The sequence below is a fragment of the Bacillus sp. 005/A4HT-01/001 genome, from assembly GCF_004634445.1.
Classification (GTDB): Bacteria; Bacillota; Bacilli; order Bacillales; family Bacillaceae; genus Bacillus; species Bacillus altitudinis.
The window spans coordinates 545,825-564,942 of sequence record NZ_SEIZ01000001.1 but is presented as its reverse complement, the minus strand read 5'-3'; the positions used below and the strand labels follow the sequence as shown (position 1 = coordinate 564,942).

The 19,118-nt window shown below is 43.5% G+C and carries 17 protein-coding genes; 12 read left to right on the top strand and 5 right to left on the bottom strand.

Going from position 1 to position 19,118, the window contains the following annotated elements; all coding sequences use genetic code 11:
• The first annotated feature begins 77 nt into the window (after positions 1–77).
• Positions 78–1,475: a bifunctional glycosyltransferase family 2 protein/class I SAM-dependent methyltransferase gene (locus tag ES896_RS03015; RefSeq protein WP_135226392.1), complete on the top strand. Its 1,398-nt coding sequence runs from the start codon at positions 78–80 to the stop codon at positions 1,473–1,475.
• Between the two features lie 204 nt (positions 1,476–1,679).
• On the opposite strand, the gene ES896_RS03005 is transcribed toward ES896_RS03015, so the two are convergent.
• From ES896_RS03005 to kduI, 5 genes are all read right to left on the bottom strand, one after another.
• A complete protein-coding gene (locus tag ES896_RS03005; protein ID WP_135226391.1) occupies positions 1,680–2,825 on the bottom strand; it encodes a Ger(x)C family spore germination protein in 1,146 nt (381 codons plus the stop codon).
• Positions 2,822–3,922, bottom strand: coding sequence for a GerAB/ArcD/ProY family transporter (locus ES896_RS03000; protein ID WP_024719278.1), 1,101 nt, complete (start codon positions 3,920–3,922; stop codon positions 2,822–2,824). Before ES896_RS03000 ends, ES896_RS03005 begins: the two co-directional genes overlap by 4 nt.
• Positions 3,923–3,925: 3 nt before the next feature.
• Complete coding sequence (locus ES896_RS02995) at positions 3,926–5,392, bottom strand: spore germination protein (protein ID WP_024719277.1); 1,467 nt, start codon at positions 5,390–5,392, stop codon at positions 3,926–3,928.
• Positions 5,393–5,496: 104 nt separating this feature from the next.
• Complete coding sequence (kduD, locus tag ES896_RS02990) at positions 5,497–6,270, bottom strand: 2-dehydro-3-deoxy-D-gluconate 5-dehydrogenase KduD (protein ID WP_058213531.1); 774 nt, start codon at positions 6,268–6,270, stop codon at positions 5,497–5,499.
• Positions 6,271–6,274: 4 nt separating this feature from the next.
• A complete protein-coding gene (gene kduI / locus ES896_RS02985; protein WP_135226390.1) occupies positions 6,275–7,102 on the bottom strand; it encodes a 5-dehydro-4-deoxy-D-glucuronate isomerase in 828 nt (275 codons plus the stop codon).
• 257 nt (positions 7,103–7,359) lie between these two features.
• On the opposite strand from kduI, the gene ES896_RS02980 reads away from it, so the two are divergent.
• The 11 genes from ES896_RS02980 (at position 7,360) to manA (ending at position 18,858) form a co-directional block, all read left to right on the top strand.
• Positions 7,360–8,370 (top strand): LacI family DNA-binding transcriptional regulator, encoded by a 1,011-nt coding sequence (locus ES896_RS02980; RefSeq protein ID WP_135226389.1) that lies wholly within the window; start codon positions 7,360–7,362, stop codon positions 8,368–8,370.
• Positions 8,371–8,456: 86 nt separating this feature from the next.
• A complete protein-coding gene (locus tag ES896_RS02975) occupies positions 8,457–9,473 on the top strand; it encodes a sugar kinase (protein WP_080995750.1) in 1,017 nt (338 codons plus the stop codon).
• On the top strand, positions 9,445–10,053 hold the full coding sequence (locus tag ES896_RS02970) for a bifunctional 4-hydroxy-2-oxoglutarate aldolase/2-dehydro-3-deoxy-phosphogluconate aldolase (protein ID WP_025208095.1): 609 nt from the start codon (positions 9,445–9,447) through the stop codon (positions 10,051–10,053). Before ES896_RS02975 ends, ES896_RS02970 begins: the two co-directional genes overlap by 29 nt.
• A 109-nt stretch (positions 10,054–10,162) precedes the next feature.
• Positions 10,163–10,618 carry a GNAT family N-acetyltransferase gene (locus ES896_RS02965; protein WP_025208094.1) on the top strand — a complete coding sequence of 152 codons (456 nt, stop codon included), beginning with the start codon at positions 10,163–10,165 and terminating at the stop codon, positions 10,616–10,618.
• Between the two features lie 70 nt (positions 10,619–10,688).
• On the top strand, positions 10,689–11,690 hold the full coding sequence (locus ES896_RS02960; RefSeq protein ID WP_135226388.1) for a sugar-binding protein: 1,002 nt from the start codon (positions 10,689–10,691) through the stop codon (positions 11,688–11,690).
• Positions 11,687–13,129: a sensor histidine kinase gene (locus ES896_RS02955; RefSeq protein ID WP_135226387.1), complete on the top strand. Its 1,443-nt coding sequence runs from the start codon at positions 11,687–11,689 to the stop codon at positions 13,127–13,129. Before ES896_RS02960 ends, ES896_RS02955 begins: the two co-directional genes overlap by 4 nt.
• Positions 13,123–14,544 (top strand): response regulator transcription factor, encoded by a 1,422-nt coding sequence (locus ES896_RS02950; protein WP_135226386.1) that lies wholly within the window; start codon positions 13,123–13,125, stop codon positions 14,542–14,544. The genes ES896_RS02955 and ES896_RS02950 overlap by 7 nt, the downstream gene beginning before the upstream one ends.
• A gap of 99 nt (positions 14,545–14,643) precedes the next feature.
• The gene (locus ES896_RS02945) at positions 14,644–15,912 is read left to right on the top strand and encodes an ABC transporter substrate-binding protein (protein WP_035389707.1); all 1,269 of its coding nucleotides are present in this window, start codon (positions 14,644–14,646) and stop codon (positions 15,910–15,912) included.
• A 58-nt stretch (positions 15,913–15,970) separates the two neighbouring features.
• The gene (locus ES896_RS02940) at positions 15,971–16,942 is read left to right on the top strand and encodes a carbohydrate ABC transporter permease (RefSeq protein ID WP_024719268.1); all 972 of its coding nucleotides are present in this window, start codon (positions 15,971–15,973) and stop codon (positions 16,940–16,942) included.
• A complete protein-coding gene (locus tag ES896_RS02935) occupies positions 16,939–17,760 on the top strand; it encodes a carbohydrate ABC transporter permease (RefSeq protein ID WP_008343219.1) in 822 nt (273 codons plus the stop codon). Before ES896_RS02940 ends, ES896_RS02935 begins: the two co-directional genes overlap by 4 nt.
• A gap of 147 nt (positions 17,761–17,907) precedes the next feature.
• Complete coding sequence (gene manA / locus ES896_RS02930; protein WP_046344616.1) at positions 17,908–18,858, top strand: mannose-6-phosphate isomerase, class I; 951 nt, start codon at positions 17,908–17,910, stop codon at positions 18,856–18,858.
• Positions 18,859–19,118 lie beyond the last annotated feature (260 nt).

Here is a 19,118-nt window from a genome sequence, read left to right as displayed (position 1 = left end):
AAAGGACAATCACTCATCTTCTGAACGTGCTGCCTATGACATACATATGGAACAGGCGGGCGAAAGGTGGAAATGAGATGAAAGGAAAAACGAGCATTGTGATGCTGACGTACAATGAACTGCACCTAACGAAAAAATGTATCGACAGTATCAAGGAGCATACTCGGCGTGATGAATATGAACTCATTATCGTGGATAATGCTTCATCAGACGGAACAAAGGAATATGTGAGACAACTGGAAGATGTCGTGTTGATTGACAACGAGAAGAATCAAGGTTTTGCCAAGGGCTGTAACCAAGGGGCGAAAAAGGCAACAGGAGATAGTATTCTTTTTTTAAATAACGACACGATTGTGACCGAAAACTGGCTTTTGCCTTTAAGAGAAGCCCTTTTTGCATCAGATCGTATTGGCATGGTAGGCCCTGTCTCCAATTATGTGAGTGGTCCTCAGCTCGTTCAGCCATCTTACACAGATGTGAAGGAGCTTCCTGCCTTTGCGAAGGCATATACGGCTTCGAAAAAAGGTCAAAGAACATATGTGCATAGACTTGTTGGTTTTTGTCTGCTGGTCAAAAGAGAGCTGATCGAGGATGTAGGGTTATTTGATGAGCGATTTGTATATGGATCATTTGAGGATGATGACCTTTGTCTGCGTTCGTTGCTGAAGGGATACCAGCTGCAAATCGTCCATGATTCTTTTGTGCATCATCACGGTCATGCTACCTTCAATGCCAATGAAGAAACGAACATCTCTACGTTGTTTGCGGAAAACAGGCTTCGTTTTTTAGATAAATGGGGCATTGATTTAAATCTGATAACGCCCCATCCATATTTTGCAACACTGCTCCCTGAGGATGCCGGATGTGTGCTGGATGTTGGCTGTGGTGCTGGGGCGACAGGACTTGAACTGATCAACCGGCAGTCCGTTGACATGTACGGAGTAGAGGCGGATGCATTAAAAGCAGAGATGGCAAAGGCGTATTACAAAGAAGTGATTGAGACAAAAGCGGAGGCGTATCCTTGGTCAGAGAAAGAAGCTTTTTTTGATGCTGTGATCTTTTCTGATGTGTTAGAGCATGTGTCAGACCCATGGCAGTTGATAGCTCAAGCGCATGCGTCTTTAAAACCAGGTGGCGTGATCATTTGCTGCTTACCTAATATGATGCATGCGGAAGTACTGCTGCCTTTAATGGCAGGTGATTTTACGTATCAAGATGTGGGGATTTTAGATCGAACACATATGAGATTTTTCACACCAAACACAATGCGGGCGCTCTTTCCAGACCATTTGTTTCATCGCGTGATTGAACAGCCGATCAATGTGCCAATTGATCAAAACGTTCAATTGTTTTTTGACGAAGTGGCGAGAGTAGGAGAGTCACTTGGCTTTCAAACAAAAGCATTATCTGATCAAGTGACGCTCTATCAGCTTTTGATCGTTGCACGTAAAAAAGGCGGTTCCCCCTCCGGGTAATCCGCCTCAGCGTGTAGGCAAACCCTCGCATTCTTTGTCAGTCCTGCGCGCCGGTGCTCGCGAATCCTTCATTCGCTCCGCTCCGGTACTCGTCCTTCCTAGACTGCAAAGGTTTTCTATCACGCTGAAAAGAAGACAAAGGGCTAAAACAAAGTTCATTTTAGCCCTTTGTCAACCATCTAAGGCGGATGACCGCCTTTTGTGCTACCATTTAAAGCTTTTCGTTGCGCCTTCTGCACCAAAGTTCAAAATGCTCACTTTGACGTCATATGCAATGTCTACTTCTTGAAATAGTGTATCCCATTCATTGCGGTGCTGATCCCAAAAGTCTGGATACTTGATGCGCACCTGCCGATTTAAAAGGATCGGGTCAACGCCAACTTCTTTTTGCATGTGGTGGACAGCTTTTTGAATGCGCTCTTTGATTTTGCGTTCAAAAATGCGCTCAAATCGTTTGATGTATTGCTCATCGTATGAGTTTTCAGGGGGATATTGATCTTCTGATAGTTTCCCGTTTGTTTGTACACTAATGTTAAAGGAAATCTTTCCGTTCTTCAGATAGGGTTCAATCTTTGACTTTGCTTTCTTGATTTCATACGTAATCGGAAAGCCTTTGTAGGTGGCGGGTACGACTCCGCCTGAGATGCGATTCATGACCCAGTTTAAAGATTGGACATCTTTTGCTGGAATGAACCCTATCAGCTTTCGTGTTTTTCCATGGATAATGCCTGCACCATCATAGGTGAGTTCTCCGTTTACGACATCCACACTCTGGACAAGAAAGCTTGTACCCATCTGAAAGTAATCCGACGCTCGGCCAATACGTGTTGGCAGTAAAATCTTCCCGTTAAAGCTCCGGTTTTTTGATGTTTCAAAAATATGCTCGACTGGAACCCTTTGTTGTGATTTTAATTTTTGATTGATGACTTTTGATGCCTCATGGCGTGACACTAAGAGGTAGCTGCTTCTTCGAACCTCATCATCTCGTATAAAGTGGTTGAGTGTTCCTTGAATATCATGATGCTCGGCTTGATTTTTGCCAAACAAAAAGATTTTGAGGTGATCACTGTAAATCGGCGGGTCCTTCAAAGCGACATTGCTGACTGCTTCCAGTACATTTTTCCCCTTTGAGACGACATTCACATAGCCAGGGGAATCTGCTTCTTGTGTACCGCCCATTTTAGGGACAAGGTTTTGATAGGTGAGTTTGACTCCGTTATCATCTTCCTCGTCAATGCCAACACCGCGTACAAACGATAATTTCTCAATATCCTTTAAGTCCCAGCAGCCTGTCGATAAAATCAAAAGACAGCAAGACAGAAAGGTGAGCCATAAACGCCGTCCTTTCATGCAGATCGACCTCCCCATTTTTTACGTATCATGAGCAGAACAGCTGTTAAAAAAGGAATCGCTAACACAGCGAATAATGCATAGCCGAGTAAAGTCGAGTAGTAAAAGACTTCATTGATATTTCTCGGAAAAAGAGAGAGAGCTGAGGTCAGCAAAAACAGCAACCATAGCAGTCTCGTTAAATTGGTTGTCTTAAAAACCGTTTGACAGCCTTTAATAGCAAATTGGAAAAAGCCAAGCATACAAATAAACTGCTGGCACGTCCAGATCGTCAGTAAGAAAATATCAAAGCGTTCAATGAAGACCCCTTCTAGTTCTAGCGCTTGAATGAGTGAGACAGTGGGCCAGGTGAGTGATTTCGTTTCTCCAACCGTCATGGAACCAATCACAATAAAGAGCGTGAGGGAGTAAATAAGTGTGGTGATCCCTACACCGATCGCTGCGGCCCATTTCGCTTTTGACCATTTGTCTTTATAGATAAGCGGTACGACAAACAAAATGACTTCAAAGCCTGTAAATTGAATAAATGTTTGAGAGAACAAATTACTAAAATCTTTAAACCCGTGAGCCATTACCGGGCGTAAATAATCAAAATCAAATATTTTCAAACTAAACAGCATGAGCCCAATGTAAATGATCATGGTCATCGGATAAATATATGTCACCATTTTCACTACCGGAAAAATTCCGCTTTTTAAATGATAGGTGGCCACCAGTAAAAAAATCATCACAATCACGGTCATCGGGGTCGATTGCAGCAGGAAAAATTGAACCACTTCCCCCAGTACACGCGCCTCAAAGCCAACAATGGCTAGTAAATAACCGATCAGCATTAGGTTAAAGATCGTGCCAAAGAAGGCACCGGCTCCTTTTGTATTCGATTCAAAAATGGTATCCGGTGCATTCTTCTCCGCAATCCAACCTAGCAAAAAAGCAACGAAAGCAAAGATGACTCCCTGTATTAATACAATGATCCAGCCATCAGGGAATCCTGAATTGGCAGAACTGCGAGGAATGGTTAAAATTCCAGCGCCTATCATTGTAGAACTGCACAGAATGGTGACTTGTAACAATGATAGCTTCTCAGCTCTGTACATCGTTTACTCTCCTTGTCTTTTGAGATTTTTTGTCTTGGCTGTTTTCGGTCTTGATTTAAATAGCCCTATTGGTAAACGAACGTACGTATCTTTTAAATCTGAAAACGGTGAAGACAAAACAGGTGTGAAATAGTCAAAACCAAAGGTCTTTAGCTGCATCAAGTGACAAAGTACAAATAAATAACACATGATGAGGCCGTATAATCCAAACATGGCTGAACTGAAGATCGCCATAAACCGCAGAATGCGTAAGGGGAAGCTGAAATCATATGATGGAGCAGTGAAATCGGCTAGTGCCGTCAGAGACACAATAATGACCATTAAGGCACTGACGATATTGGCTTGGACAGCCGCCTGTCCAATAATGACGCCGCCAATCAGTCCAATCGTCTGCCCGATCGCCCTAGGAAGACGAAGTCCAGCTTCCCGCAGCAGTTCAATCGTAAACGACATCAAAATGGCTTCCACTACAGGAGGAAAGGGCACATTTTGCCGGCTGCCTGCGATGGTAAGTGCCATTCGTGTTGGTAATAAACCAGGATGATAGGAAACAAGGGCGATATAGAGTCCCGGTAAAAAGATCGTCAAAAGCACGGCAATATAACGGAGCAAACGCAAAAGAGTCGCACTTGTCCATCTTTGATAATAATCCTCCGGTGATTGCATCAAGGCAGTGAGAGTCATCGGCATAATGAGGGCAAACGGCGTCCCATCGAGCAAAATAGACACCTTTCCTTCTAACACAGAGGCAATCACCCGATCAGGACGTTCTGTATTTTGAATCTGCGGGAAAATAGAGATATGACTGTCTTCAATCAGCTGTTCTATGTAGCCGCTCTCAGGAATATCATCCATTTTGATTTGCTTCATACGAGAGAAGACATCATCTACTAGTTTGGGGTCTGCGATATCACGAACATACACAAGAGCAGCAGATTTCTTGTTGCGAGTTCCTATGTTTACCTTTTGAATGACAAGGTTCGGATCGTTTGCTCTTTCACGAAGCAATGCCGTGTTTTTTTCAAGATTTTCAATAAATCCAATCCTTGGTCCTCTAACAAGGACTTCTGATTGCGGCTCCTCTACTTCTCTAAATTGAAAAAGATTCGTATGGAGCGCAAGCGCTTGAGTGGCCCTATCCACAAATAAAATAGCCCTGCCGCTGTATAACTGCTCGATGGCAAGGTTCATATCTTCCAGCACATCATTTTGAATACCAAAGAACGTTTTAGAAAGGAGAGAAAGTGTGGTGTGGTCGACCTCAGTGATGGTCAGTTCCTTTTGCATAGGTGAAATAATTTGTTTGGAAAGCATCTCAAATTCTGTGAGTCCTTCAACGTACACGAGACATGCAGAGACAGCGGAAGGGCCAAATGAAAAAGAGTGGAACACGATATCATCACTTTTGCCGGCAAAGCTTTTGACACGCTGAATGACGGACTCTATATCTTGTTCAATACGACTTTTCATAATACCTCACCCTCATGTCTTTTTTTATAGAGTGACTCGGAAGGAGAAGAATTATGCAAATAGAAAAAAGAGAATCCCCTAAAATAGGAATTCTCTTCACATGTTTATCTCGCCAGCCAGCCGCCATCTACGGCTAAAATATGACCGTTCATATAATCAGAGGCAGGGGAGCTGAGAAAGACGGCGGCACCTGCTAGATCTTCAGGCCGTCCCCAGCGTCCAGCGGGGATTCGTTTCAGAATCTCTTCATTCCGGTTCGCATCGTCACGAATGGCTTGCGTGTTATTGGTTGCAATATAACCAGGCGCGATCGCATTGACCTGAATATGCTGACTTGCCCATTCATTTGCAAAAGCTTTCGTCAAACCTGCGACAGCATGCTTACTTGCTGTATAAGCGGGAACAAAGACACCGCCTTGAAATGATAGAAGGGAAGCGATATTGACAATTTTCCCTTGCCCTTTTTTCAGCATCTGCTGTCCGACCTTTTGCGTGAGGAAAAAGAGACTGTTGATATTCACATCCATGACAGTATGCCAGTTTTCCTCTGAATATTGAGCAGCCTCTTCTCTTTTAATGGTCCCAGCATTATTGATCAAAATATCAATTGAATGCTGTTTTAAAAGGGCATCAACATCCCGCTTTGCGGACTTAGGATCTGCAAAGTCTACTTGAATCGCATGAAATGATCTGCCGGTCTGTTCGACAAGTTCTTTTGTTTCATCAAGCGGCGTATGGTGGTAGGTGCCGATGATATCTGCACCTGAACGGGCAAGCGCTACGGCAATACCTTGCCCAATACCAGTTCCAGGACCTGTGACAAGAGCTGTTTTGCCTTCGAGGGAAAAGAGGGACGCTACATATGATGTCGTCGTCATCTCATTACCTCAGCTGGTCCATCGGGACAAAGTCCATATCTTTAAACGTATAGTTTTCTCCCGCCATTGCCCAAATAAATGAATAATTTGCGGTACCTGAGCCTGAATGAATGGACCAGGCAGGTGAGATGACGGCTTCTTCATTTGCTACAACGAGATGTCTCGTTTCAGATGGCTCCCCCATAAAATGAAAGACACGTGCGTCTTCCTCTATATCAAGATATAAGTACACTTCCATCCGCCGGTCATGTATATGAGCAGGCATCGTGTTCCATGTGTTATTGGTTTCAAGCTGAGTGATGCCCATCATAAGCTGGCAGCTTTGGATGCCGTCTGCATGAATGACCTGATACAGATTCCGTACGTTTGAGGCGGATGCTTCCCCTAAATGATTCGGTGTTAATTCAGCAATCGCTGCCTTTTGTGTCGGATACGCTCTATGAGCTGTGGCTGACACAAGATAAAATTTGGCCTGCTCATCTGATGAACTAGCAAACTGTACATGTTCGTGTCCAAGTCCAATATATAAGAAATCTTTATGCTCCAGCACAAATGACTCACCATCGACTGTAACCGTACCTTGGCCGCCGACATTCACAATGCCAATTTCCCGTCTTTCAAGGAAATATTCTGTACGTAAAAAGTCGCCGGCATCTAGCTTGATCGGTTCTGATGTCGGCATAACACCGCCAATCACCACACGGTCCTCATGCGAATAATATAGCTTCAATTCACCACTGACAAAGAGTGTCGGAATATGAAAATGACGACGAAGTTCCTCTGTTGTAAAACGCTTGACCTGCTCAGGATGTACAGCATAACGATTTTCCATTTGAGATAAGCCTCCCTTTCCATCTGAAACATATGATTGTTTTATTTGGTATCGGTTTCAAGGAAAATTCTAGAGGAAAAAGAGAGCGGCGTCAACCGTTAATTTGAAATCGCTTTCTTTAATTGTATAAAAGCTTTTTTTCTTCATGTTCATGAAAAAAATCTTCTGATACAGTTCAACTTGTGGTATGCTTTTTTTAAGTTTATTTGAAATCGGTTTCGAAACAAATGAGAAGATCGATCTTGGGAGTTTTTTGTATGAAAGAGAAAAAGCAAACGAAAGTCACCATTAACGAAGTTGCAGCATATGCAGGTGTCTCAAAATCAACGGTATCCAGATACATCAATGGCAGAACAAATGAAATTTCTCCTGAAAAGGTAAAAAAGATTAAAAAAGCCATTGAGGAGCTCCATTACCGTCCGAGTCAGCTTGCCCAAGGATTGAAAGTAAGAAAGAGCAAGGTCATTGGTTTTATTGTGGCTGATATTACGAATCCATTCTCTGTTGCGACACTTCGTGGTGTGGAAGAGATTTGTGATGAATATGGATACAGCATCATGGTGTGCAACACAGATAATCGTCCAGAAAAAGAACGAGAAATGCTTCTGAAGCTGAATGCGCATTATATTGAAGGGCTGATCATTAATACGACCGGTCAAAACAATGACATTTTGCAAGACTTTAAGCAAAACGATGTACCGATTGTTCTTGTTGACCGTAAGTTACCTGAACTCAAGGTCGATACCGTCACAACGAATAACCGTGACATCACGGCTCGTCTACTTCACCAAATGTATGAAAAAGGCTACGAACATATCGCTTTCTTTACTGAGCCGGTCGATGGGATTAGTCCACGTGAAGAACGAAAAGAAGCCTATGAACAGACGGCCATGAGTCAACATAAGAAACCTATGATTGCAGAAATCAATTTGAAGCAAAAGGAACAAATGCGAGATGAGATTTGTCGTTTTTTACAATCAAACCATCAGAAAAAAGCGATTTTAGCAGGCAATGGATTACTCATGCTGAAGCTCATCAGTGAACTCGTCGATCTTGGGGTGAAGATTCCTGAGGAGATAGGCATTGCCGGATTTGATGATACAGAATGGTATAAGCTGATCGGGCCAGGCATCACTACGGTGGCGCAGCCATCTCATGAGATGGGGAAAGCGGCGATGCAAAAAATCAAGACGCGTCTTGAAGGGGATAAGAGTGCACCCCAGACCATTCAACTTGATGGAGAAATCATTGTGAGAAAATCTTTATAAACGTTAGGCAGAGAAGAGTATACATACGTGCATGCTCTCTCTTTTTCAACTGTTTTGAAACCGGTACCAAGAAAGGGGAGAAATGAGTGAAAGCATTGGATGTGATCACATTTGGGGAATCAATGGCGATGTTTTATGCAAAAGAAATTGGCGAGCTTCACCAAGTGCATACGTTTCAAAAAGCACTTGCTGGTGCAGAGAGTAATGTTGCGGTCGGTTTGGCAAGATTAGGCTTTAGCGTAGGCTGGATGAGCAAGGTCGGGGCGGACTCACTTGGTACATTTATTTTAGAAGAGCTTCAAAAAGAAGGGGTCGATACTGAGGCAGTACTCCGTTCAAATGATGGAGCCAAAACAGGGATATTGCTTAAATCAAAAGTCATCGATGGAGACCCTGATGTGACGTACTACCGAAAAGGCTCTGCTGCGAGCACATTGAACGCAAGCGATTTCCCGTCCACTTATTTTCAGCAGGCAGGACATCTTCATATGACCGGAATCCCGCCTGCTGTGTCTAGTGAAATGAGAGCGTTTTCTTTTCATGCCCTTAAAGAAATGAAAGAAGCAGGAAAAACCATTTCCTTTGACCCGAACCTGAGACTTCAACTATGGGAAGAGGAAGAAGACATGATTCATACGGTGAATCAGATGGCTGCTCAAGTAGATTGGTTTTTCCCTGGGCTTGCAGAAGGTCAAAGACTCACAGGATGTCATGAGCCGGAAGCGATTGCGGATGTTTATTTACAAAAAGGTGTCAAGCTTGTGGTCATTAAACTGGGAGCGGAAGGAGCCTATTTCAAAAGTGCATCCGGCCAAGGTGTAGTGGATGGTTTCCATGTGTCTCATGTCGTGGATACAGTCGGAGCTGGTGATGGATTTGCAGTGGGAGTGATGAGCGGTCTACTGGACGGATTATCATATGAAAAATCGGTGACAAGAGGCAATGCCATTGGAGCACTTGCAGTCATGTCCCCAGGAGATCACGAGGGACTGCCGACTCGAAAAGAGCTTCAGGCATTTATAAAAGAAGCCAAACGATATCAAAGGCGACACGATATGAAGGGAGATGAGAGGTATGGGAAAGTCAGCAAGTATGAGCGTTAAAGAGAAGCTCGCAGCTTGTAAACTCATTGCGGTGGTCAGAGCAGCTAGTGAAGCAGACGGGATAGAGATGATTGGTCGTTTAAAGAAAAAAGGGGTGCGGGCCATCGAAGTGACATATACCACGCCTAATGCAGAGCGGATCATTGCATCTTACCAGCATGACCACGACTTGATTGTCGGAGCCGGAACGATTACAACGCTTGAGCAGGCACAATCAGCCATTGAAGCCGGCTCTCAATTTATCGTCAGCCCGGGATATCTTCCTGTCATCGGAGAGCACCTATCTTTTCACGATACACTTTACGTTCCAGGTGTTTTGACCCCGAGTGAAATTATGCAGGCAAAAGCAAATGGATACAGCGTGTTAAAGCTTTTTCCGAGCGGCTCCTTCGGTTTGTCCTATATGAAAAATTTGCAAGGTCCGTTTCCAGAGATTGAGTTCATCCCAACAGGAGGCATTCATCCAGTCGATGTGCCAAAGTGGCTTGAAGCAGGAGCCGTGGCAGTAGGTGTCGGCAGCCAGCTTGAAAGCAGTACAGCAGAAGAATTACAAGCTGTTCTTTCTTCCACCATCATGTAGTTCACATAAACAACCGGCGGATGACTGCTGGTTGTTTGTTCGTTTATCTGACAAAAAAGCTCAGAAGACGCATCTTTTCACGTAAAATGAGCATAAAGGAGAGGTCGATATGTACATTCAACAAGATGAACTAAAAGATGGTCAAATTGAACAATTGATTCAAGCTCATTTAGAAGAGATGAAAAAACATTCACCGCCAGAAAGCATTCATGCCCTTCCGTTAGACGATCTGAAAAAACAAGATGTCACAGTATGGAGTGCAAGGGATGGCGAGGTGCTTCTTGGCTGCGGAGCCATCAAGGAGCTATCAAGTGAACATGGTGAACTCAAATCGATGAGGACGGCAGCAGCCCATATGCGAAAAGGGGTGGCGAAGCATCTGTTGACCCACCTTCTCCAAGAGGCGAAGCGGCGGGGGTATAAAAGAGTCAGCCTTGAAACAGGTGCGATTGCTTTCTTTGAACCGGCAAGAAAATTATATGAAAGTTTTGGATTTCAATATTGTCCGCCTTTTGGTTCATACCAAGAAGATCCGAACAGTTTATTTATGACAAAGGAATTATAGAGGTCGAGAGAGTATGCTTTTATAAGCAGCTCTTTTTTTATGCGGCAACAATGGAAGGAGGAGAATGTGAATGAAATGGTCGAAGTTGTTCGGAATGGGCGCATTTCTCACATTTTGTGTCGTATCTGTTCTTTTTTTATCTATATTAGGTCAAGATTTAGTTAAAATTGAAAGCGCTTCCGATGAGGCGGTATCAACTTATCAATATCACTTTGTTCTTGTACCAGAGGAACTTGATAATGAATATTGGCAATTGGTGCAAAAGGGAGCTGCTGATGCGGCGGAAGTTCATCGGGTGTATCTTGAATACCTAGGTCCAAAGCAGGCTGATTTGGATGATCACCTGAAAACCATTGATATGGCAATTGCTGGTCATGTGGATGGCATTATGACGCAAGGGCTTGATGCAAAGAGATACAAACCGCTCTTTCAAAAAGCAAGAGAGAAAGGTATAGATGTCGTCACAGTCGATACCGATGCAGAGGGGAGCAAGCGTCAAGTGTATGTCGGAACAGATAACTATTATTCCGGTTTTATCGCCGGACAGGCACTCATCGCTGATACAAAAGGCGAGCAGTATGTGGGCATTGTGACGGGACGGCTTGATGCGATTCACCAGAAGCTTCGCGTGAAGGGGTTTCGAGATGCCGTTTCTGGTGAGAAACGCATTCATATTGCTGGAATAGAAGAGTCGGCGATTACGAAATCAGGTGCTTCCGGTGCTGCGTATAAATTGTTAAATGATCATACGCAGCTCACCGCATTTTATGGAACAAGTGCATTAGATGGTGTCGGCATTATTCAAGCAACAGAGCAATATCATTCGTCTAAAGATGTTTATGTGCTCGCATTTGATACTCTGCCTGATACGATTCAAGCGCTGGATGATGGGAAAATTGATGCAGTGGTTGTACAGCACCCTTATGAAATGGGCTATCAAGCGGTTGAATCTCTTGTTCGTTTGCAACAAGGGGATAAACAAGAACCGCTTCAGTACACAGGGACGAGTGTGATTCGGCGAGGAGACCTGCCCCTTCATCAAATGGAAAGACCACAGGGGGTTCAGCCATGAGAAAAATACGAAGTAAATTATTATTGGCATTTTTAATTCTTGTGCTCCTTGGTAATGTGGCCGCTTTTTTTGTGTATTGGAGCAGTTCAAAAATCACATCAGAATATAGCAAGAGCTTTCGTTCCTTTCTCCTGCTGAATGATATTTCGACAGAAGCAAAAACGATGTATGAAAAGGTCAACGCCTTTGCCATCGAAAAGGATCAGGCGTTTGCCAAGGGGTATGCTGAATCAAAACAGAAAATGACATCATATGATCAAACATTACTCAAAGATGCAGGGCTTCATGCCACCATCCCCTCCATTGAAAAATATCGATATATGATGCGGACGCTCATAAACGAAAGTGATGCGACAATGAATCATGTCAAAGAAGGGAAAATCAAAGAATATGCTGCAAGTGTGAAAGAAGTAAGAACCGTGTCCTCTTATATCCAAGAGCAGACAATGACTCTTTTGGATGATGAATTATCCGAGTATCAAGTACTCTACCAATCCCTTCAAAAAAGACATCAAACGTATGCGCTTTTTACTCTATGTCTGTTTACATTATCGATAGGTATCGCTTTATGGATGGCCTATATCATTGCGGGCGGAATTTCAAGACCGATCGTTCATCTATCACGAAGTGCCAAAGAAGTATCAGAAGGAAATTTTGATGGTCCGAATTTGCATGTGTCATCAAAGGACGAAATCTCTGTGTTAAATCATGCCTTTGAGCGAATGCGGCGAGAGATGAAGGTAATGATTGAAGAGATGAAGCAAAAGGCCGCTTTAGATCAGAAAATTAAAGACATGAAGCTGAAAACACTGCAAAATCAAATGAATCCACATTTTTTATTTAATACATTAAACATCGTTTCACGTATGGCGTACTTAGAATCAGCTGATGCGACATCGAGATTGATACAATCCGTTTCTACGCTGATGCGGTATTCTCTATCTCCTCTCAGCGCATCTGTTACGTTAGAACAAGAAGTGAAAGTGGTAAAAGAATATTTTCATATACAAGAAACAAGATTTTCCGATCGTATTACATGCAAAACGACCATAGATGAGTCGTGTCTATCTGTTCACATTCCGAGCCTCACATTGCAGCCGCTTGTCGAAAATGCCTTTATTCATGGGGTAGAACCAAAAGAGGAGGAGGGGCTTGTAGAGCTCTCTATTGATCGAGATGATGGCTTTGTCATGATTCGGATTCGGGATAATGGACTTGGCATCAGTGATCAAGAGAAAAAGAGATTGCTATCGCAAGAGGAAGAAGATCATCAAGACACACATAGTAAAGGTCACTCGACAGGAATTGGTCTTCGAAATGTGATGTCGAGGCTGCGTTTGTTTTACGGAGTGCAGGATGCCCTTCAAATTGATTCAAAGCCAAACGAAGGGACCACCATTCAATTGACAATACCAATCAAGGAGGAACGAGCATGCTGAACGTGCTGATTGTGGATGATGAAAAAATTGAACGAATGGCGATGCGTAAGTTCATGACCGAATGGCTGCCAGACTGTCATATTGCAGGGGAAGCTGCGAATGGAAAAAAGGCGGTGGAATTGGCGCAGTCTAAGTCAATTGACCTTGTGCTCATGGATATTCAGATGCCAGGCATGGATGGACTCACAGCGATCAAACAGATCAAAGTAAGCTGTCCTCATACTAAATTTATTATGCTGACAGCCTACGATACGTTTGATTATGCCAAGCAAGCCATGCAGGAAGGGGTCAAACAATACCTTGTCAAACCAGCTGATAAAGACGAAACCATTACAGCGATTCGTTCTGTTGCGGCAGAAATTCAGCAGGAGGTCTCCCTGCGGCAGGCGGAGAAAGTCAATCAGCAGTCAAAATGGCTGGAAGCTCATGTGGTGAACGGTCAATCTTATTCCTCCACAGCGTTTGAGCGGCTGTTTCAGGATTTTCAAGCAGGTCTAGTGATCGCTGTTCAGCGGACAGGCGGGGATCAACTCCTGAATCATTTGCAGGAGTCTGCTCTTTTTCAAGCAGTGCCTATCAAAGTGAGCGGTGAGCTGTTCACATGCTTGATTTACTGCCGTCAATCACCTGGTCATCTAAAGGCGAATGTACTGCAAGCCATTCGCGCTGCCATGACAAGCGCGCAGCATTCCCCTGTCATTGTTGGCATGGGTCATCCTGTCTCAAATCCACTTCAACTTCAGAAAAGTGCGGCAGAAGCGAAGCTTTCCTATTATCAGCGAAAAAAAGATGACGGTGCGGTTCGTTATGGCTTTTACTATACAGATAGACAATCTTACGTATTGATCAACTTGCCTGAGCTTGCCGATGACATGATGCTGGCACTAGAAGAAGGGAGAAGAGATGATGCTCTTGCTTACTATGATGCCTTCCAATTAGAAGGGGCAACCATTTCTCATGTGAAAGAGCTGCTCATTTTACTCAAATCACGACTTCGTGCAGATGTGCCGATTCTAGCTATCACAACAGAAACAGAATGCCGCCAATGCTGTGAACATTTATTTGATCTGTATGAAGCAAGAACCCAGACGGTGAATGATATAGAACGGGCGAAACGATACATTCAAACACATTTTTGCGAACATATTACGCTGGAGCAAACGGCCGCCTATGTTGATTTAAGCCCGACGTATTTCACCAAACGCTTTAAGGATGAGACAGGTCTGACGTTTAAAGAATATGTGACGACCTGTAGGATGGATAAAATGAAGAAGCTACTGAAAGAGAGTTCGCTTAGTTTAAAAGAAATCACCTATCAAGCTGGATATACTGATCCAAATTACGTCAGTCGTGTGTTTAAAAAAATGATTGGCTGTTCACCGAAGGAATATCGAAAACAGGTCGTAAAAAAATGAAGAATTTCATAAAAAAGTGAAGAAGTTTGCCTGAAAAAAGGCAAGGATCTGCCAGTATACTTATTTTGATAACGCTTACAAAATAGAGATGGGGGATCCATGATGAAGTTTAAATTAGGCTTTACTTTATTGGCACTCTGTATGCTGGTCGTCTCTGCTTGCAGTTCATCGACGAACTCAGATGCAAAAAAAGAGGGCGGAGCGGAGAAACTAGAAATTTTCTCTTGGTGGACTGGTGCAGGTGAGGAAGACGGGCTGAAGGCACTCATTCAATTGTTTGAAGAGAAAAATAAAGACATTCCAATTGAAAATGCAGCTGTCGCTGGTGGCGCTGGTACGAATGCAAAGGCTGTTCTAACAAGCCGGATGCAAGGAGATGATCCGCCAGCTACTTTCCAAGTACACGGGGGAGCAGAGCTGAATGAGAGCTGGGTAGCCGCAGGTAAAATGGAGCCGCTGGATGACCTTTATGAGAAAGAAGGCTGGAAGGATAAATTTCCAGAATCACTGATTGACCTTGTGAGCAAAGACGGGAAAATCTATTCCGTTCCAGTGAATATTCATAGAGGCAATGTGCTTTGGTATAACAAAAAAGTATTTGAAGATCAGGGCTTAGAACCGCCAACGACGTTTGATGAATTTTTCAAAACAGCCGATGCCTTAAAGAAAAAAGGGATTACTCCACTTGCGCTTGGGGATAAAGAACCTTGGGCAGCGACTCATTTGTTTGAAAGCGTTCTTCTAGGTGTACTAGGTGCAGATGACTATCAAAAACTTTGGGCGGGCGACTTAAAAATGGATGATGCAAAAGTGAAGGAAGCGGCAGACATCTTTGGACGTATGCTCGAATACGTCAACGACGATCATAGCTCGCGTAACTGGCAGGATGCCTCACAGCTCGTGGCAAAAGGGGAAGCTGCAATGAATGTCATGGGCGACTGGGCAAAAGGATACTTTGTAAATGATCTAGATTTGAAGGTAAATAAAGACTTTGGATACGTGGCAACTCCTGGTACGGAGGGTAGCTTTATGGTTATCACGGATACATTCGGACTGCCGAAGGGTGTCAAACAGCCAGAAAACGTAAAAAAATTCTTATCTGTCTTAGGATCTGTGGAAGGACAGGATGCGTTTAATCCGCTGAAAGGGTCAATACCGGCACGTGTGGATGCAGACGTATCGAAATATGATGAATACGGAAAATCAGCAATGAAGGCGTTTAAAGAGTCAAAGCTGGCACCGTCTCTTGCGCATGGCTCAGCTGCTGAAGAAGGTTTTGTCACGAAGGCGAACCAAGCCGTCAATATTTTTGTGACACAAAAAGACAGCAGCCAGTTCGTTTCTTCTTTAAAAGATTCAATGAAATAAAGATGAAAGAGGCGGCCGTTAGGCACCGCCTCTTTTTTAAAAAAAGGAGTGTAGCTTCATGCGCATGGACACATCGCCGATCACAAAAACACCAGCAGCAAAAGTGAAACGTGTTCGGAAAAAATGGAATGGAGACCAGCTGCTTGCCCTGCTATTTTTAGCACCGTCAGCTGTTTTATTATTCATTTTTGTTTATGGATTTATTGGCTGGACAGGATATGTTTCATTATCGAACTGGACCTCGCTTGTTCCTGATTTTTCTTTCGCAGGTATGAAAAATTATGTCATGCTGTTTCAAGATTTTCGCTTTCAGTCAGATCTTCGAAACACGGTCTTTTTTACATTATTCTTTATTGGAGCAGTCATTGCTTCTGGGCTTGTACTGGCCATTTTACTAGACCAGAAGATCAAGGGGGAATCACTTTTTCGGAATCTCTTTTTCTTTCCGATGGCCCTTTCTTTTGTTGTCACAGGTGTTGTGTGGCAATGGATCCTAAATCCATCAACTGGGGTGAATCTGTTTTTAAAAACTCTCGGCATCCAGCCCAAGTGGTACACGGATACGAACATTTTAGCTGGATTTGTCTGGGGGAAAATTGAGTTTGGTGTACCGGCAGCAATGATTGCAGTTGTCATCGCTGCTGTGTGGCAGATGACAGGGTTCTCACTTGCGATGTATTTGGCTGGTCTTAGAGGCATTCCAGAGGAAGTGAGAGAGGCTGCTAGAATGGATGGCGCAACCGAGTGGCAAATCTACTGGAAAATCATTTTCCCGCTGTTAAAACCAATCACAGCGAGTGTCGTCATTATTATGGCACATATTTCTTTAAAGATCTTCGATTTGATTTACTCGATGACAGGACCAGGTGCGAACTTTGTCACCGATGTGCCAGGTGTTTATATGTTTGAAATGACCTTTAGAGGAAACCATTATGCAGGTGGTGCCGCCATTGCGATCGTTATGCTGATTTCTGTTGCGGTCTTTATCGTGCCGTATCTCCTGTCTAGCCGGAAGGGGGCTTCATCATGACCGCAAGAGGGTTTGTCCGTCCAGTTCTTTATGCTTTATTAATACTGTGCAGTTTGTTTTTTCTCATGCCTGTTTATGTCATGCTCGTCACAAGCTTAAAGCCATTAGGTGAAGTGACCCTTGAGCGAATGTGGTCGCTTCCATCTACACTAGATTTCTCAAGCTACAAAATCGCTTTTGAAAAGTTATCACCCAATTTAATGAACTCTCTTTATCTAGTCATTCCTGCTACCTTATTGTCAGCTGTATTAGGTGCGATGAATGGCTATGTGCTGTCTAAATGGCGCTTTAAAGGATCAGAAGTGGTGTTTACCTTCATGTTGTTCGGTATGTTTATTCCATACCAAAGTATCCTCATTCCACTTATTCAATTTTTACGTGAAATCGGCTTGTATAACTCTATTCCGGGACTTGTGCTTGTCCATGTCGTATATGGCCTGCCAATTACAACACTCATGTTCCGCAATTTCTACGTGAGCATTCCTGATGAAATGATTGAATCAGCGAAGATGGATGGGGCCGGATTTATCGGGATCTTCAGACATATGATTCTGCCACTTTCCATCACAGGGTTTGTTGTGGTTGCCATTTGGCAGTTCACAAATGTGTGGAATGAGTTTCTATTTGCGGTTACTATGACCACGGCAGAGAATCAGCCGGTCATGGTTGCGTTGCAAAATTTATCAGGCAGTCAAATTGTGCAATGGAATGTTCAAATGGCAGGTGCCATCTTGGCTGCGCTGCCGACACTTTTGGTCTATATTCTACTCGGAAAATACTTTGTGAAAGGGCTTCTTGCAGGCTCTGTCAAAGGGTAAATTGATTTTCTTGTTATCGTTTTCATTCGGTGTACTGAAAGGATTGACTTCTCTTTAGATAGCGTCATAATAAAAGTTGAGACTTGCTAGTTTTCATCTTGCTAGGCAAGGATTATCAAAGGGTAGCAAAGGGAGGAGTCATCCTGAATGAAGCAGTCACCAATTTTTTTACTGCCTGAATTGAAGGAGAGAATATGGGGAGGTACAGCCTTAAGGGATCAATTTGGCTATGATATTCCTTCTGATCAAACGGGAGAATGCTGGGCAATTTCTGCTCATCCAAACGGACCAAGTGTCGTGCAAGACGGTCCATATAAAGGGAAAACGTTGATCGAACTATGGGACAATCACAGAGAATTGTTTGGGGGAATAGAAGGCGATCGCTTCCCGCTCTTAACAAAAATTTTAGATGCAAACCAAGACTTATCCGTTCAAGTTCATCCAGATGATGATTATGCGGAAAGACATGAAAATGGCGAGCTTGGGAAAACAGAGTGCTGGTATATCATTGACTGCAAAGAAGGCGCAGAAATGATCTACGGTCATAATGCAAGGACGAGAACTGAGCTTGTGACCATGATGAACAGCGGAGATTGGGAAGGCCTTTTGCGGCGAGTGAAAATTAAGCCGGGCGATTTTTATTATGTGCCAAGCGGTACCATTCATGCGCTATGTGAAGGCACACTGGTTCTTGAAACGCAGCAAAGTTCAGATACGACCTATCGGGTGTATGATTATGAACGAAAAGACCAAAATGGCCATGAACGTGAACTTCATTTTGCGCAGGCCATTGATGTCACAACGGTTCCTCATGTAGACGGTTATGCAGATGAATCAGTAGAAACTCGTCCAGGGGTGACCATTAGAACATTTGTAGAAGCAGAATACTTCTCTGTGTATAAATGGGAAATTGATCAAAAAGTAGAGCTATCGCAAGATTATCCGTTTTTGCTGTGCAGCGTTATTAATGGGGAAGGGTCCTTAGAGCATAATGGACATACATATCCGCTGCCAAAAGGAGCCCATTTTATCCTGCCGGCTGAAACTGGGAACTTCACCATTGAAGGATCTTGTGAACTGATTGTGTCACATATATAAAGGTAAAGAGGACTTCGAGAGGTCCTCTCAGCGTGTAGACAAACCCTCGCATTCTTTGTCAGTCCTGTGTGCTGGTGCTCACGAATGTCAAATTCGCTCCGCGCCAGTACTCGTCCTTCCTTGACTGCAAAGGTTTTCTATCACGCTGAAAAGAAGACAAAGGGGTAAAATAAAGTTCATTTTACCCCTTTGTCAACAATCTGAGAGGACTTCGAGAGTCCTCTATTTTTCTATTGCATAAAAGACTTGAAAGAGACTTG